Origin of the sequence: Streptomyces sp. URMC 127 (genome assembly GCF_051386535.1) — a bacterium.
Taxonomy (GTDB): domain Bacteria; phylum Actinomycetota; class Actinomycetes; order Streptomycetales; family Streptomycetaceae; genus Streptomyces.
This window is the reverse complement of the sequence record NZ_JBPQTW010000185.1, coordinates 1-14215: the sequence shown is the minus strand read 5'-3', so window position 1 is coordinate 14215 and position 14215 is coordinate 1. Positions and strand designations below refer to the sequence as shown.

Annotated in this window: 11 protein-coding genes; 2 read left to right on the top strand and 9 right to left on the bottom strand. The window is 73.3% G+C overall.

Annotated elements, in window-relative coordinates:
* Positions 1 to 124 precede the first annotated feature (124 nt).
* From lanL to ACSNOH_RS27340, 3 genes are all read right to left on the bottom strand, one after another.
* Positions 125 to 2806, bottom strand: coding sequence for a class IV lanthionine synthetase LanL (lanL, locus tag ACSNOH_RS27350; protein WP_436724093.1), 2682 nt, complete (start codon positions 2804 to 2806; stop codon positions 125 to 127).
* A gap of 108 nt (positions 2807 to 2914) precedes the next feature.
* Positions 2915 to 4057 (bottom strand): P1 family peptidase, encoded by a 1143-nt coding sequence (locus ACSNOH_RS27345; protein WP_436724092.1) that lies wholly within the window; start codon positions 4055 to 4057, stop codon positions 2915 to 2917.
* A 13-nt stretch (positions 4058 to 4070) separates the two neighbouring features.
* Complete coding sequence (locus ACSNOH_RS27340) at positions 4071 to 5282, bottom strand: low temperature requirement protein A (protein WP_436724091.1); 1212 nt, start codon at positions 5280 to 5282, stop codon at positions 4071 to 4073.
* A gap of 273 nt (positions 5283 to 5555) precedes the next feature.
* Here ACSNOH_RS27340 and ACSNOH_RS27335 point away from each other — a divergent pair, with 273 nt between their 5' ends.
* Positions 5556 to 5744, top strand: a complete 189-nt coding sequence (locus ACSNOH_RS27335; protein WP_436724090.1) for a hypothetical protein — start codon at positions 5556 to 5558, stop codon at positions 5742 to 5744.
* A gap of 28 nt (positions 5745 to 5772) precedes the next feature.
* Here the strand turns inward: ACSNOH_RS27335 and mscL are convergent, their stop codons facing one another.
* The 5 genes from mscL to ACSNOH_RS27310 form a co-directional block, all read right to left on the bottom strand.
* Complete coding sequence (gene mscL, locus ACSNOH_RS27330; protein WP_436724089.1) at positions 5773 to 6246, bottom strand: large conductance mechanosensitive channel protein MscL; 474 nt, start codon at positions 6244 to 6246, stop codon at positions 5773 to 5775.
* Positions 6247 to 6331: 85 nt separating this feature from the next.
* Positions 6332 to 7183, bottom strand: coding sequence for an S-methyl-5'-thioadenosine phosphorylase (locus tag ACSNOH_RS27325; RefSeq protein ID WP_436724088.1), 852 nt, complete (start codon positions 7181 to 7183; stop codon positions 6332 to 6334).
* A gap of 103 nt (positions 7184 to 7286) precedes the next feature.
* A complete protein-coding gene (locus tag ACSNOH_RS27320) occupies positions 7287 to 7607 on the bottom strand; it encodes an FmdB family zinc ribbon protein (RefSeq protein ID WP_436724087.1) in 321 nt (106 codons plus the stop codon).
* A gap of 66 nt (positions 7608 to 7673) precedes the next feature.
* Positions 7674 to 8945: an MFS transporter gene (locus tag ACSNOH_RS27315; RefSeq protein ID WP_436724086.1), complete on the bottom strand. Its 1272-nt coding sequence runs from the start codon at positions 8943 to 8945 to the stop codon at positions 7674 to 7676.
* Between the two features lie 214 nt (positions 8946 to 9159).
* Complete coding sequence (locus ACSNOH_RS27310) at positions 9160 to 10731, bottom strand: potassium/proton antiporter (RefSeq protein ID WP_436724085.1); 1572 nt, start codon at positions 10729 to 10731, stop codon at positions 9160 to 9162.
* Positions 10732 to 11059: 328 nt separating this feature from the next.
* Between ACSNOH_RS27310 and ACSNOH_RS27305 the strand changes: the two genes are divergently transcribed.
* Complete coding sequence (locus tag ACSNOH_RS27305; RefSeq protein ID WP_436724084.1) at positions 11060 to 13942, top strand: penicillin acylase family protein; 2883 nt, start codon at positions 11060 to 11062, stop codon at positions 13940 to 13942.
* Between the two features lie 82 nt (positions 13943 to 14024).
* Here ACSNOH_RS27305 and ACSNOH_RS27300 read toward each other — a convergent pair.
* The coding region (locus ACSNOH_RS27300) for a 5-formyltetrahydrofolate cyclo-ligase (RefSeq protein ID WP_436724083.1) at positions 14025 to 14215 on the bottom strand (191 nt) is incomplete at its 5' end.

The following is a 14215-nucleotide window of genomic DNA, read 5'->3' as shown; positions in this document are numbered from 1 at the left end:
CCGCCGGGTCCCGCGGTGCCACGTTCGGCAGTTCCTCCAGGGCGTAGTGGAGCTGTTCGAAGGTCTCCATCGCTTCCATGCCGGCCATTGCCGCCTCCTTCTCCTTCGTTGCGGTGTTCGTGCCTTACAGGTCCGTCCACAAGCGCGGGCCGCCGTGCCGCAGCCGCAGCAGGAACGCCAGCGCGCCCGCGGTGCCCGTGCCATACGGGGCGGCGCAGCCGCGGCCGGTCTCGTCCAAGGTCACCAGCAGCCCGGCGGGGGTGACGGTGCTGCGGGCCGCCAAGAGGGCCGCGAGCGTCCGGGCTCCGGCGTGGAAGCGGGGCGAGCCGGTGGCGCGGGCGAGGTCGAGCAGGAACTCGCCGTCCCCGGCCAGCCCGTGACAGGCCGCGGTCGTGCTGCGCCAGCGGGCGCGGAGCACGGCTTCCCCGGCTGCCAGGGCGAGTTCGAGGGCGCGCGCGTCACCCGTGGCCTGCCAGAGCCGGACGAGGAAGGTGCCCATGCCTGACGATCCGCTGCACCAGTGGGCGGAGCGCGCGAACGGGGCCGGGTCGTCCGTACGCCGCGGCCACCACGCGGCGCCGTCCTCCCTGTCTGCCGTCGCCGCCAGCGTGCCGCCCGCCCCTACCGCCGCCTCCAGGAACGCCTCCTCGCCGGTGGCCGCTGCCGCCGCCAGCAGGAAGGCGCCGATCCCGGCGACCCCGTGCGCGTACCCGAGATACGTGCCCCCGGCGAACGCGGAGTCGAAGCCCTCCGGCACCGGCCACTCCACCCCGTGCGGGGTACGGCGCGCGGCGGCGAGCAGCCCTCGTGCGCAGGCCCCGGCGCGGCCGGTCGCCAGCCGCAGGTGCATGAATCCCGCGCCCGCGGCGCCGTGGCACACGTCCGGCTGTGGCCAGCGCACGGGCAGGCCGTGGGCGAGGGCGCAGGCGTACGCGGCGAGGCCGTCGTCCGCCAGCAGACCGGCGGCGTCGTACAGCGCCCAGGCCGTGCCCGCACGGCCGAAGTGCAGGCCCGGCAGGACGGCGGGGTCGGCGGTCGTCCGCCGGACGATCCAGTCGGCGGCCGCCCGCGCGGTCGTACGGGCGGAGGCCCGTACGTCCTCCGGCAGCGCGGGGGTGGCGGCGGCGCGCACCAGCACGCCCAGGACGCCGGCCGCCCCGTGCTGGACATTGCACGGGTCGGTGCGCAGCCCGCCGGGCGTGGTGGGCCACAGCCGGTCGGTGCTGCGGGGCTGCACGGTGGCGGCGAGGTGGGCCACGCCGTCGGCGAGAAGCCGGTCGAGCAGGGCGTCGGGCAGGGGGGCGGAGCCTGCCTCGGTCACCGTTCCCCGCGGCTCCGCCGTAGCCCCGTCCGGCGCCCGGCCGCCGGGCGGCGTCCCGCACCGGCGCGGCACCGCCCGCGCCCGCGGCAGCAGCGTCCGCCGCCCCGGGTCCGTCCGCCGCAGGCCGCCGATCAGGGGCGCCAGCCGCCGCGCGGTCTCCCCTTCGCGCGCCGCGAGCCGCAGCCATCCGCGGGGGACGCCGCCCGCCGCGTCCGGCGGTGGAGGGTCGTGGCCGGTTGCGAGCAGGAACAGCAGGCCGCCGAGGGCGAAGAGGTCGTCCCGCGGGTCGGCGCCCGTCCCTCCTCCCGGCGCCCGGTAGCCGGGCGTGCCCGCGAGCCCCACCGCCTCGCCCGCCCGGGCCGCCGACTCCAGGTCGATGAGCCGCAGACCGCCGCCGGGCCGCACGATCACATTGCCCGGCGCGAGGTCGCCGATGGCCAACCCGGCCCCGTGCACGGCCTCCACCAGCGCGAACAGAGCCTTCACGAGAGGCGCAGCCACCGGCCACGGCACGCCGGGGCGGCTGTCCCCGCCACGGTCCTGCTCCCGCTCCCGCTCCCGCTGCCGCGTCACTTCCGTCACCCGGCAGCACAGCGCCGTACCGGGCACGTTCTCGCGGACGAGGAAGACCTGGCCCTCCCGCTCGACGAGTTCCAGAGGACGGGGCGTGAGCCCCGGGGCCGCCCGCATCAGCAGGTCCGCGACCTCCGCCTCGCGGCGCAGGGCCGTACACGCGTCACGCCCCGAGCCGTCCACCTCGACGTGCGCGAGGGCCTGCTTGACCACGACCTCTTCGCCGGTCGCCGTGTCCGTCCCGGTGTAGACGCCGCCCCGGGCCGAGCGCCGGAGCGCGCCGGTGAGGGCGTAGCGCCCGGCGAGGAGCGCGGGCGGGCCCGGCCCGGAGGCCCGTCCGTCCCGCCGCGGTCCGAGCGGATCCACGGCCCACGGCGGCGGGTTGAAGCGCGGCCCCCGTACGTCCTCGGCGCGCTGTCCGCCGGGCGCGGTGAGCATGGTCCTGTACAGGCCGTCGGGGCTCAGCTCGGGGCGGCCGGTGAAGGCGCCGTAGCGGTAGTGGACGCGGCTGCCGGGCCGGTAGGGCCGGTCGGAGAGGACGGCCGGGCCGGGCAGGCCGGCCGTGGCCGCGTGCAGGGCCTCGGCCAGCGCGGGGAGGCCGTCATCGTCGGCGGGGTAGAGGGTGATGAACTTGCCAGCCGAACCGCGCTCGCGGTCCCGCGAGTTGACGCTCGCGAGCTGCGCGGGCCCGGCCGCGAACTTGAAGGCGCACCGCGCCCCGGCGGCGACCCCCGCCACCCGGCGCAGGACCTCGGCGCCCGCGCCGGTCGCCGCGCTCACGTGGATCTTCCAGCCTTGCGCGCGCGGTACGTGGAGGGGCGGGCGCGCCGTCGCCCACAAGTCCCCGGCGGAGACCCGCCACTTCGGGCCGCCGGGGACGGCGCCCTCCAGGGCCGTGACTACGGCGCTCACGAACCCGTTCTCGCTCACTCAGGGGAGATGCCCATACGGCAAGCCGACTCGCTTGTCACGACGACCAGTTCACCTGAACGGGTTACGGTCCCTGTGTTCGTTCGTCGCTCAGCCGTACAGCTCCCTGTACGACGGGAACACCCCGCCCGGCCCGTCCACCGTCTCCGCCGCCAGCGCCGCCTTCACCACCGCGCGCGTGAGGACATCCGCGCCCGCCGCCAGGATCTCGTTCAGCGCGCCTGCCGCCAGCAGCACGGCCGTGTCCCCGAAGACGTCTTCGGCCACCAGCGGACGGTCGCCCGTGGCCAGCGCGAACACGGTGTCGCCGTCGTTGAGCAGGTGCACCGGCCGGACGGCGCGCGCCAGGCCGTCGTGGGCCGTCCCGGCGAGCTTCTGCGCCTGGGCGCGGGTGAGCGCGGCGTCGGTGGCCACGACCGCGAGCGTGGTGTTGAGCGGCGGCCGGACGGACGCCGCCGAGCGCTTCGCCGACTCCTCCCGCGCCGCCGCCAGCCGCTGCTGCGCGGCCGCGTGCCGGGCGGGGTCGGGGCGCTCGGCCACACCCTCGTACGGCTGCCCGGCCATCTGGCCATACGCGTGGCCGTACGTCTGGCTGTACATCTGCCCGTAGAGGACGCCCGTCGCCGGATCGACCGCGGAACCGGCAGCGTTGAGGACCGCCAGCGCCGCGACCGTCGCGCCCGAGGGCAGGACGAGGCTCGCCGTGCCCACGCCGCCCTTCATGCCGCCGGCCACCGCGCCCGTGCCGGCGCCGACGTTGCCCTGCGGGACGGGCGCGCCCACGTCCTCGCGGGCCGCGGCCTCCGCGGCCTCGCGGCCCAGCGCGGCGTCCGGCCGGGCCCGCCAGTCACCGCCGCGGCCGAGGTCGAAGAGGGCGGCGGCGGGGACGACCGGGACGACCTGGGACGGGTCCGGGCCGACGCGGAAGCCGCGGCCGCAGTCCTCCAGCCAGGCCATCACGCCGGACGCGGCCTCCAGCCCGTAGGCGCTGCCGCCGGTGAGGACGACCGCCTCCACGCGCTGGACGAGGTTGCGCGGGTCGAGGGCGTCGGTCTCGCGGGTGCCGGGCCCGCCGCCGCGGACGTCGACGGCGGCGACGGCGCCGCCTTCCGCGGTGAGGACGACCGTGGTGCCGGTGAGTGCGCCGTCGCCGCGGCGCCGGGCGTGGCCCACGCGGATGCCGGCGACGTCGGTGAGCGCGTCCATGGCCCCGGGGGCGGGTGCGTTCGTCATGCAGTCATGCGTATCACGCCTCCGCGGGCGGTGGGTTCCTTGTGGACAACCCCACTCCCACCCCTACGGTCACCGCCGCCACGAGCCCCGCCAGCAGCACCGCCCGCTGCCCGGCGAACGTGCAGGCCAGCACCGCGAGTGCGGACACCGGCAGCACCAACTGCTGGGCCAGGGTGCGTTTGTAGTGCCGCGAGTGGATCAGCCACACCGAGAACATGAACAGCGCCCCCGGGACCGTCACCGCGCTCGCCGCCGCCGCCGTCGAGACGTGCGCCTTGCCGGCGGCCTGCTCCACGGCGACCTCGATGCCCGCGCCGATCGCCGCCGCCGACCCGAAGACGACGTAGTGCCCGTAGCCCCACAGGAACGCCTGGCGGTTGGAGGCCAGGTGCAGGTGGATGGGGACGGCGAAGTAGATCCAGAACGCGGCGAAGATCAGCAGGAGGCCGCCCGCCGCCATCGGCAGCAGCTCGTCCAGCGCCTCGCTCTCCTCCAGCGCCGACTGCACGGCGACCGTGGCCGCCGAGACCGTCTCGCCCAGCACGATGATCGTGAACAGCCCGTACCGCTCGGCGATGTGGTGCGGGTGCCAGGCCGTCTGCCGCGTCCTCTCGGCGAAGGCGGGAACCCCCAGCTCCAGGACGGCCATCACCAGGAACACCCACGGCTTCGCGTGGTCGGGCAGGAACAGCACCCCCAGCCAGCCCACCTGGCAGGCGCTCACCCCGGCCGCGTACTTCAGCGCCGTCCGCTGCTCCGCCCCCTCGGCGGAGAACGCGGCCCGCAGCCACTGCGACACCAGCGCCAGCCGCATCACCAGATAGCCGAACCACACCACCGAGAAGTCGCTGTTGTCGAAGGCGCGCGGGATCCCGGCCGACAGGATCAGCACCCCCGCGATCTGGACCAGGGTCACCACCCGGTAGAGGACGTCGTCCGTGTCGTACGCGGACGCGAACCACGTGAAGTTCAGCCACGCCAGCCAGATGGCGAAGAACACCATCAGGTAGCCGGGCACGCCGTGCTCCGGGTGACCCTCGGCCAGCGCGTGCACCAGCTCGCGGCCCGCGACGGCCACCGCCACGACGAAGCACAGGTCGAAGAAGAGCTCCAGCGGCGTGGCCGTCCGGTGTGCCTCGTCACGCCCGCGGCCCGTCATGCGGCGCAGCACGGGGGAGGGCGGCGGCCCGCCGGGTTCCCGTGGGGCGGGTGCGTCCTCGCTCATACGGCGATTCTCACCGCGGACGGGGTCGCTCGCGCGGCGGGGCGGTACGTACGGGGTCGCTCGCGCGGCGGGGCCGGGTCGCTCGCGCGGCGGAGCCATACGTACGGGCTGCGGCCGGTTCGGCACCGCCGGGTCGCGTCGTCGTGGTTCCTCGCCGTTGCGGCGGAGGGAAAGCGGCCCGCCGCGGCGGTGAGAAGCCACCGGGCCGTGGCGGCGGGATCCGCGGCACTGCGACCGCGGCGGTCGCCCTGCGCCTCCGCTTACCCTGGGCGTATGAGTGACACCGCCCCCGGGCCCGCTCCGCGGCCGAAGAACCCCGCCGCTGCCCTGATCTTCGACGACCCGCTGTCGCAGCAGTCCTCGGACGACACCGACCGCGGCTGGGGCGAGCGGCCCGCCTCCGGCGGCTCCGCCGCGGATCTCGCCCGCTTCCTGGACGAGAAGCCGCCGCACCACATCTGACCGTCGCCCCCGGGCGCCCGCCCGGCGCCTACCGCGGCGCCGGCACCGTCTCCGAGCCCGGCTCGCGCCGCTGCTCGACGAGCGCGTCACGGATCTGGGCGAGCAGCTCCAGCTCCGTCTCCTTGGCCGGGGCGGCCGGCTGCCGCGCCGCCTGCCGCTCCTGCCAGCGCTTCATCGGCAGCAGCATCAGGAAGTAGACGACCGCGGCCGTGATCAGGAAGGTCAGCGAGGCGCTGAGCACGGAGCCCCACTGGATCGAGACGCCCTGCGTGACCTCGCCGGTCTTGGCGTTCACGGCGCAGGGGCCCTTGATGCAGACCGCGTAGTGGTCGAGGTCCTTGGTGCCGAAGGCGCCCACGACGGGGTTGATCACGCCCTTGACCACCGCGTTCACGATGTTCGTGAACGCGGCTCCGATGACGACGGCGACGGCGAGGTCTATGACGTTGCCCCGCATGAGGAACGCCTTGAAGCCGCCGAGGACCCCGGTCTTCGTCGTCACTGCTCAAACCCTTCTGTCACGGTTTACGCCCGGATGGTCCGGATACTGCGGAATGAAGGATTCCATATCCGGCCGGGGGCCGTCCTCACGGCAGCTCGATGCCCAGGTCCCAGCCCTTGTGCACGTCCGCGCAGAGGCAGCCGCGCTCGGCGGTCTCCGGCAGGGCGGTCACGGCGGCGAAGAGCACCTCGCGCAGCCGGCCCACGTTCTCCCCGAAGACCCGCATGACCTCGTCGTGCGAGACGCCCTCGCCCGTCTCGGCGCCCGCGTCCAGGTCCGTGACCAGTGCCATCGAGGTGTAGCAGAGTTCCAGCTCGCGGGCGAGGACGGCCTCGGGATGCCCGGTCATGCCGACGACCGACCAGCCCTGGGCGGCGTGCCAGCGCGACTCGGCGCGCGTGGAGAAGCGCGGGCCCTCTATGACGACCATCGTGCCGCCGTCCACCACCGGCTCCCAGCCCTTGCCGCGCGCCACCGCGACCGCCACCGCGCGGCCGGTGGGGCAGTAGGGGTCGGCGAAGCTGGTGTGGACGACGTTGGGCACCCGGCCGTCGGGCAGCATCTCCCCGTCGAAGTAGGACTGCGCCCGCGCCTTCGTGCGGTCCACGAGCTGGTCCGGGACGACGAGCGTGCCCGGCCCGTAGTGCGGCTGCAGCCCGCCGACCGCGCACGGGGCGAGCACCTGGCGCACGCCGAGCGAGCGCAGCGCCCACAGGTTGGCCCGGTAGTTGATGCGGTGGGGCGGCAGGTGGTGACCGCGGCCGTGGCGGGGGAGGAAGGCGACCCTGCGGCCGGCGAGCTCGCCGACGAAGAGGGAGTCGCTCGGCGAGCCGTACGGGGTCATCACCGTGACCTCGGTCACGTCCTCCAGGAAGGAGTAGAAGCCCGAGCCGCCGATGACGCCTATGTCCGCACGCGCACTGTGCATTTCGACCATGGACGTCACCCTAACGGCGGGCGCGCGCACGCCACAGGGCCCTTCACCTGCGCGCGCGGGTGAAGGGCCCTGTGGGCGGAAAGCGCAGTACGGCGGCGGGGCCTCAGGCGGCCGACGTGCCGGTGGCCGCGGGGGCCGACGGCTTCGACTCGCTCTTGGCGGCCGTGGTCGTGGTCGTGCTGGACGACGAAGACGACGAGGCCGAAGAGGACGACGAGGACTTCGCGGGCGAGCTGCTGGACGACGAGCCGCGGCTGTCGTTCCGGTAGAAGCCGGAGCCCTTGAAGACGATGCCGACCGCAGAGAAGACCTTCTTCAGGCGTCCCTGGCAGCTGGGGCACTCGGTCAAGGCGTCATCGGTGAACTTCTGCACCGCCTCGAGGCCCTCGCCGCACTCGGTGCACTGGTACTGGTAAGTCGGCACTTGCTCCTCCTGGCACTCTCACTCGTTGAGTGCTAACGACGCTCCATACTGCAGTATTCCGGTCCGTCAGTCCACCGGAACGGCCTCACGGTGACCGACCCCACGTGCCGCGACCACCGACTCCGAGCGCGGAGTCAGGGCCTTCCGCAGCGCCAGCAGGACCAGCAGCGCGGCCGCCGTGCCGCCCAGCGGCACCAGGAAACCGGTGCTCGCGCCGTGGGCGTCGATCAGACGGCCGCCCACGGTCGCACCGGCCGCCTGGCCGAGGCCGACGGCGCCGGTGAGCCAGGTGAACGCCTCGGTGCGGGCGCCCGCCGGGACCAGCTTCTCCACCAGCGTGTAGCCGGTGATCAGCGACGGCGCGATGCACAGACCCACGGCCATGCCGAGGGCGCCCAGCAGCACCATGTGGTGCGCGGCCCACAGCGGGGTCGTGGCCAGCACCAGCAGCGGGTAGGCCAGCAGCAGGCGGCGCTGCGGGCTCGTCTTCCAGGCGATGACGCCGCAGGCGATGCCCGCGATCATGTTGCCGGCCGCGAAGGCGCCGTACATCAGGCCGTTCAGGCCCGGCTCGCCCATCTCCTTGGTGAAGGCGGTCATCGACACCTGCATGCCGCCGAAGACGGTGCCGATGCCCAGCATGACGATCGCCAGCACCCGCACGCCCGGCACGGACAGCGCCGAGACGCGCTTGCCGGCCTCGGCGGCACCGGCCGCCCCGCGGCTCGCCTGCGGCTGCGTGCGCCGCTGCGAGGCGAACAGCAGACCGCCGGCCAGCGTCAGCACGGCCTCCGCGATCAGGCCCGCCGCCGGGTGGACGCCGGTGCACAGCGCCGTGGCCAGCACCGGGCCGATCACGAAGGTGAACTCGTCGGTGACGGACTCGAAGGCCGCCGCCGTCGGCATGAGCGGCGAGCCCTCCAGCTTGTTCGCCCAGCGGGCCCGCACCATGGGGCCGATCTGCGGGGTCGAGGCGCCGGCCGGCACGGCCGCGGCCAGCAGCGCCCACAGGGGAGCGTCCGACAGCGCGAGCACCGTCAGCAGCGAGATCGCCGCCGCGTGCACGACGACGCCGGGGATCAGGACCGCGGCCTGGCCGAAGCGGTCCGCGAGCTTGCCGCTCTGCGGAGCGAACAGGGCCATGGCCACGCCCGCCGTCGCCGAGACGGTGCCGGCGGTGCCGTACGAGCCGGTGGTGTCGTTGACCAGCAGCAGGATGCCGATCGTCAGCATCGCGAACGGCTGCCGGGCCAGGAAGCCCGGCAGCAGGAACGTCCACGCGCCGGGGGTGCGCAGCAGCTGCCCGTATCCGGGCCGTTCGTTGACCGTGGATGCCACGGCCCAGGCCTTTCCGCCGCCTGGTAGCGCGCCGCCGGACGGCAAGCCGCCACGGAGCGCGCCGAGAGCTGTCCTCTCGCGCAGGACCGTGGTAGATGCCTTCCGGCCGCCTCGTGCGACCGCGGCCGCCGTGCGGTCGCGCCAGCCCTGCATCAGGCAGAGTTGGTTCGGTGTGAATCTGGGGAATCCTCCCGCGCGGGGCGGGAGTGAATGATTACTTCCTCTTTATCATACGGGGGCCTTTGGATATGCCTATGGCCTTCGTCACAGAGGACCGGGCGGAGGGCCGGGCAGAGGGCCCGGCAGGGGCCCCGGCGGAGGATCCGGCAGGGGCCTCCGCATGGTTCCCCGTGGTCCCCAGCCAGCCCGCCAGCTTGCCGCCCTCGCCGACCGCCCGCAGCCGCTTCTCGGCCGCGTCGCGCACCGGGTCCGTGGCCACCACCAGCAGCTCGTCGCCCAGCCGCAGCACCGTCGAGGGCCCCGGCACGAAGCTCTTGCCCTCCCGTACGACCAGCGTCACCGCCGCGCCCGCGGGCAGCCGCAGCTCCGAGACCTCCACGCCGTGCATCCGCGAGCCCTCCGGGATGGAGACCGACAGCAGGTGGCCGCGCAGCCGCTCCAGGGGCGCGGACTCGATGCCGAGGTCCTCCGGCGGCTCCTTCTCGCCCAGCCGCAGGTGCCGGGCCAGCCAGGGCAGCGTCGGGCCCTGCACCAGCGTGTAGACGATCACCAGCACGAAGACGATGTTGAAGATCCGGCGGCTGTCGTCCACCCCGGCCACCATGGGGATGGTGGCGAGCACGATCGGGACCGCGCCGCGCAGCCCGGCCCAGGACAGCAGCGCCTTCTCCTGCCAGGGCGTACGGAAGGGCGCCGTGCTCAGGAACACCGACACCGGCCGCGCGACCACCGTCAGGACCAGCCCCACGACCAGCGCGGGCAGGATGTCGTCGCCCAGCTCGTGCGGGGTGACCAGCAGGCCCAGCAGGACAAACATGCCGATCTGGGCGATCCAGCCGAGTCCCTCGGCGAAGCCGCGCGTGGCCGGCCAGTGCGGCAGCTTGGCGTTGCCGAGGATCAGCGCCGCGAGGTAGACGGCGAGGAAGCCGGAGCCGTGCGCGAGGGCGCCGCCCGCGTAGGCGGCGGTGGCGATGGCCATCACGGCGATGGGATAGAGGCCGGAGGCGGGCAGGGCCACGTGCCGCAGCCCGTACGAGCCGAGGAGGCCGATCGTGATGCCGATGGCGGCGCCGATGGCCAGCTCCAGGGCGATCTTCCCGAGCAGCAGGTACCAGTGCTCGACGGGCCCGGCCGCCGAGAAGGCGACGACGAGGATGACGACGGGGGCGTCGTTGAAGCCGGACTCGGCCTCCAGGACGCCGGTGAGCCGGGCCGGCAGGGGGACGTTGCGCAGGACGGAGAAGACGGCCGCCGCGTCCGTCGAGGACACCACCGCACCGATGATCAGGGCCTGCCGCCATTCGACGCCCGCCAGGTAGTGCGCGGCGGCGGCGGTCAGGCCCACGCTCACCGCGACGCCGAAGGTGGACAGCACGGCGGCGGCGGGCAGCGCGGGTTTGATTTCGTGCCACTTCGTCCCGAGACCGCCCTCGGCGAGGATGACGACCAGGGCGGCGTAGCCGATGACCTGGGTCAGCCCCACGTCGTTGAAGGAGACGCCGATGCCGTCCTGGCCGATGGCGACGCCCATGCCGAGGTAGATGAGCAGGCTCGGCAGCCCGCTGCGCGAGGAGATGCGCACCGCCGCCACCGCGACGAGCAGCACGAGGGAGCAGATCAGCAGGAGTTCGTTGAGGTGGTGGACAGTCAGGGGCCGGTCCCTTCACGCGCGCACCGCGGTGCGTGGTCGGTGCAATGCCGGGGCGCATTGCCATGGGCAAGGCCGGAACGTTCCTCCGGCCTGACGGTAGTTCGTTTCCTCATCTAATATTTTACGGGTTCTTAACGCCTTACGGGCCGGCGAGGGTGCCCGGGAGGGCCGAAGAGGGACTCATGTCACTGCACGGTCAGGCATCCGCGTCCGGCCGCTGAGCGCCCTGCGCCTATGGTTGCTTCCAGCACTCCAGGACCACCCTGCCCCTCTAAGGACAGCGATGCCCGCCAACAAGACCGGCCCTTCCGGCAAGTCCGGCAAGAAGAAGAAGGGGCGACGCGCCCGCCTGCTCGTGATCACCGTCGTGCTCCTGCTCGTCGCGGGCATCGGCTTCGGCGCGTACTGGAGCGTCAGCACCGTGCGTGCCTCCTTCCCGGAGACCAGCGGCACCCTCCAGCTCAAGGGGCTGGGCGGGGAGGTGAAGGTCGCGCGCGACGACCACGGCGTTCCGCAGGTCTACGCGAACAGCGCCGAGGACCTCTTCCGCGCCCAGGGCTTCGTCCAGGCGCAGGACCGGTTCTGGGAGATGGACGTCCGGCGCCACCTGACGGCGGGCCGCCTGGCCGAGATGTTCGGCGAGGACCAGGTCGAGACCGACGCGTTCATCCGCACCATGGGCTGGCGGAAGGTCGCGCAGGAGGAGTACGACACCAAGCTGTCGGCCACCACCAAGAAGTACCTGCAGGCCTACTCCGACGGAGTCAACGCCTACCTCAAGGACCATCAGGGCAAGTCGCTGTCCGTCGAGTACGCGGCTCTGGAGTTCGAGAACGACTACAAGCCCGAGAAGTGGACGCCCGTCGACTCGGTCGCCTGGCTCAAGGCCATGGCCTGGGACCTGCGCGGCAACGTACAGGACGAGATCGACCGCTCCCTGGCCTCCACGCGGCTGAGCCCCCAGCAGATCGACCAGCTCTACCCGGCGTACCCGTACGACCGGAACAAGCCGGTCGTCGAGGGCGGGGCCATCGACCCGGCGACCAAGGAGTTCGACCCGAAGGCCACCCCGGCGGCGCCGGGCACCAGCGGTGAGACCGGCGGGACCGGGCGGACCGGCGGCACGCACACGCCGGGCGCCCCGGGCGCCCAGGGCAACGCGGGCAACCAGGGCAACGCCGGCACTCCCGGCGCTCAGGGCGGCGCCGGCAACAACGGCAGCGCGGCCACCGGCGGCGGCGCCGGCGCGGCCGGCGGCCTGCGCACCGGCCTGACGTCGCTGTCCAACACCCTCGACAAGATCCCGGCGCTGCTCGGCAAGTCCGGCAACGGCATCGGCTCCAACTCGTGGGTCGTCTCCGGCCAGTACACGACGACCGGCAAGCCGCTGCTCGCCAACGACCCGCACCTGGCCCCGCAGATGCCCTCGCTCTGGTACCAGATGGGCCTGCACTGCACGAAGACCGGCCCGTCCTGCCCGTTCGACGTCGCCGGCTACTCCTTCGCCGGCATGCCCGGCATCGTCATCGGCCACAACCAGGACATCGCCTGGGGCATGACCAACCTGGGCGCGGACGTCTCCGACCTCTACCTGGAGAAGGTCACCTCGGGCAGCTACCTCTACGACAACAAGCAGGTCCCCTTCGCCACCCGCAAGGAGACCATCAAGGTCGCCGGCGGCGACGAGCGCACCATCACCGTCCGCTCCACCCGCAACGGCCCCGTCGTCTCCGACCGGAACAGCGAGCTGGGCAAGGTCGGCCAGGACGCCCCCGTGAAGGACCCGGCGCCCGACCGCGCCGAGGGCTACGCCGTCTCCCTGCGCTGGACCGCGCTGGAGGCCGGCCGCACGATGGACGCCCTGATGGACCTCAACCGCGCCGGCGACTTCCAGGCCTTCCGCAAGGCCGCGGCCGGCTTCGACGTCCCCTCGCAGAACCTGATCTACGCCGACACCAAGGGCAACATCGGCTACCAGGCCCCCGGCCGCATCCCCGTCCGCAAGGGCGACGGCCGCATGCCGGCCCCCGGCTGGGACCCCGCCTACCAGTGGACCGGCTACCTCAAGCCGGGCGAGCTGCCCTGGGAGCTCAACCCCAAGCGCGGCTACATCGTCACCGCCAACCAGGCCGTCACCGACAAGAAGTACCCCTACTCCCTCACCGGGGACTGGGGCTACGGCGCCCGCAGCAAGCGCATCGACGACCTGATCCAGTCGAAGATCAAGGACGGCGGCAAGATCTCGACGGACGACATGCAGAAGATGCAGATGGACAACAGCAGCGAGATCGCCAAGCTGCTGACGCCCTACCTGCTGAAGATCGACCTCAAGGGCGCCAACGAGCGCGAGACGAAGTACGTCCGCGAGGCGCAGAAGCTGCTGCAGGGCTGGGACTACAACCAGGAAGCCGACTCGGCCGCCGCCGCGTACTTCAACGCCGTCTGGCGCAACACCCTCAAGCTCGCCTTCGGCAACAAGCTCCCCAAGGAGCTGCGCGTCAAGGGCCAGTGCCTGCGGGTCCACCCCACCAACGACGCCGGCCCCCAGGAGGACCTGGAGGGCAAGACCCGCCTCGTCCGCGAGTGCGGCGAGCGCGAGCCCGACTCGGCGCAGCCCGACGGCGGCGACCGCTGGTTCGAGGTCGTCCGCTCCATCCTGGACAAGCCGGGCGACGAGTGGTGGAAGACCGGCGGCCGCGGCGGCGCCGCCAACCGGGACGAGCTGCTCGCCCAGGCCATGAAGGACGCCCGCTGGGAGCTGACCTCCAAGCTCGGCAAGGACGTCAGCTCCTGGAGCTGGGGCCGCCTCCACCAGCTCAGCCTGAAGAACCAGACCCTCGGCAAGAACGGCCCCGGCATCGTCCAGTGGATGCTCAACCGCGGCCCGTGGAACCTGGCCGGCGGCGAGGCCGCGGTCAACGCGGCGGGCTGGAACGCGGCGGGCGGCTACGACGTGATCTGGGTCCCGTCCATGCGGATGGTCGTCAACCTCGCCGACCTCGACAAGTCCCGGTGGATCAACCTCACCGGCGCGTCCGGGCACGCGTACAACGCGCACTACTACGACCAGACGGACAAGTGGGCCAAGGGGGAGCTGTTGCCGTGGGCGTTCTCCGCGGACGCGGTCAAGAAGGCGACGGACGCGGAGCTGACCCTCAAGCCGTGAGCCCTGCGGGCGGCGGTGCCTGATGCCCGGACGGGCTGGATGGATCTCCATTCAGCCCGTCCGGCGTTTGAGGACGAGCGCGCTAGCGCGAAAAGCGCCGCACCCCGCTCGGGGTGACCACCGCGTCCACGGCCCGATCGTGCGGCTCCGCCGGCACCTCGTCGAGGACCTCGCTGTCGTACAGCAGCACCACCAGCGACGGAGTCGCCCCCGCACGGGACAACCGCGCCAGAACCCGGTCGTACGACCCCCCGCCCCGCCCCAGCCGCATCC